Source organism: Streptomyces phyllanthi (assembly GCF_009377205.1).
GTDB classification, from domain to species: Bacteria; Actinomycetota; Actinomycetes; order Streptomycetales; family Streptomycetaceae; genus Streptomyces; species Streptomyces phyllanthi.
Genome location: NZ_VJZE01000875.1, coordinates 1 through 1621, shown reverse-complemented (window position 1 = coordinate 1621; position 1621 = coordinate 1). Strand labels below are relative to the sequence as shown.

The 1621-nt window shown below is 73.3% G+C and carries 2 protein-coding genes; one reads left to right on the top strand and one right to left on the bottom strand.

All coding sequences use genetic code 11. The features are described from left to right. Window positions 1-563 (bottom strand): GNAT family N-acetyltransferase (locus tag FNH04_RS45780; protein WP_322725758.1); only part of this gene is annotated, 563 nt, incomplete at its 3' end. A gap of 181 nt (window positions 564-744) precedes the next feature. On the opposite strand from FNH04_RS45780, the gene FNH04_RS45775 reads away from it, so the two are divergent. Continuing rightward, a partial coding sequence (locus tag FNH04_RS45775) for a Ppx/GppA phosphatase family protein (protein ID WP_152792118.1) occupies window positions 745-1621 on the top strand: 877 nt, incomplete at its 3' end.

Here is a 1621-nt window from a genome sequence, read left to right as displayed (position 1 = left end):
CCTCGGGGGGATGCCGCGAGAACCCGCGCGGTGGGGTGGACCGTTGGGACCTCGAAGTGCACGACCCGCTGCCCGGTCTCCTCCCGTTCGTCGCACACGACCTCGCCCAGCGACCGCCAGAAGGCCTCGGCTCCGGGCACGCCCGGGTCGGTGTGCAGATAGACGGACCGGTAACCGCCGTCCGCCGCCGCGAAGTCCAGGAGCGCGGCGACCAGTCGACGGGCCAGGCCGCGTCGCCGGTGCTCGGGACGTACGTAGACCCGCCGCAGCTGTGCGGTACTGCCCGAGGGGTAACGTTCGGCCAGCCAACGGGGGTTGGGCGGGTGCGCCGGTCCCCGGGAGTCGAGCGCGGCGGTGGCCACGACCTCCCCGTCCCGCTCGTCGACGGCGACCAGCAGGGTGTGGCGGACGGGAGCGACGTACGCGCCGTGGAGGTCGATGATGTCGCCGTGCCAGCGGGGCACGTAGCCCGTGCCGAAGTCCCGGTGGACGGTGTCGAGCATCACCGTGCGGGCACTGTCGAGGTCGTCGGGGCCTGCTTTCCTGATGCTGAATTCACGCACCTGCACATCATATGCAATAAAGCCTGCGCCTCATGATCGGGGTGTGCGCCTTCCGTCGGCGTGCGGTCGGGGCGCACGGCCCGCGCCCCCGAGCGCGGGTGCGTGGCTCGTACGCGCCCTTGCGCTGCACATCCGTACGTGGAGCACGCGTGCCGTGACTGCTTCGGGGTACTCCGTGGCCATGCGGATCAGCGTGGTGGATGTGGGATCGAACACCGTCCGGCTCGTGGTGGCGGACGCCCTTGGCGGCGTCCCGCTGCCCGTGCACACCAAGAAGTGGCGGTTACGGCTGTCCGAGCACGTGGCGCACGGGGGCCGTATCCCCGACTCCGCCGTGCACCAGCTGTCCGAGGCGGTGGCGGCGGCGGGCCGTACGGCCGAACGGTGGGGCGCCGCGGGCCCGTTCGCGTTCGCCACCGCCGTGGTGCGCAGCGCGCCGAACCGCCCTGAGGTGCTGCGGACCGTGCATGCCGAGACCGGGATCCGGCTGTGCACACTGCCGGGCGAGGTGGAGGCGGAACTCACGTTCCTCGGGGCGCGGCGGTGGATGGGCTGGAGATCGGGCCCGCTGGCGCTGCTCGACATCGGCGGGGGCTCGCTGGAAGTGGCGTTCGGGCGGGGGCGGCTGCCGGAGTTCGCGGCCTCGCTGCCGCTGGGGGCCGCACGGCTGACGCACGAGTTCTTCCAGGGGGAGGACCCGCCGTCGGCCGAGAGCGTGAAGGCGCTGCGGCGGAAGGTCCGCCATCAGCTGCGGGACGTGGCCGCGCGGATCCGGTGGGAGGGGCCGCGCACCGCCGTGGCTACCTCACGGACGTTTCAGCAGCTCGGACGGCTGTGCGGGGCCGCGCCCGGGCGGCACGGGCCGTTCGTGGAACGGCGGCTGCACCGGACGGACCTGGGAGCGGCGGTCGAGCGGCTGGCGGCGCTGCCCGCGGCGGAGCGGGCGCGGTTGCCCGGTATTTCGGCGCCTCGGGCCGTGCAGAGTCTGGCCGGGGCGGTGGTGGGGCACACCGTCATGAAGCTGACCGGGTTGAAGACCGTCACGATCTGCCCGTGGG